At 56.0% G+C, this 300-nt stretch carries 1 rRNA gene; it reads right to left on the bottom strand.

What is annotated here, in order from left to right:
• Positions 1-300 (bottom strand): 23S ribosomal RNA (locus ACMV8I_RS21415); the annotation flags it as partial.

The following is a 300-nucleotide window of genomic DNA, read 5'->3' as shown; positions in this document are numbered from 1 at the left end:
CTCCAGCAACCCTCACAGGTCACCTTCAACGGCTTACAGAACGCTCCCCTACCCAACAACGCATAAGCGTCGCTGCCGCAGCTTCGGTGCATGGTTCAGCCCCGTTACATCTTCCGCGCAGGCCGACTCGACCAGTGAGCTATTACGCTTTCTTTAAATGATGGCTGCTTCTAAGCCAACATCCTGGCTGTCTATGCCTTCCCACATCGTTTCCCACTTCACCATGACTTTGGGACCTTAGCTGGCGGTCTGGGTTGTTTCCCTCTTCACGACGGACGTTAGCACCCGCCGTGTGTCTCC

The sequence above is a fragment of the Ewingella sp. S1.OA.A_B6 genome, from assembly GCF_049889095.1.
Classification (GTDB): Bacteria; Pseudomonadota; Gammaproteobacteria; order Enterobacterales; family Enterobacteriaceae; genus Ewingella.
The sequence above is the reverse complement of the archived record's forward strand: the minus strand, read 5'-3'. Positions and strand labels throughout refer to the sequence as shown.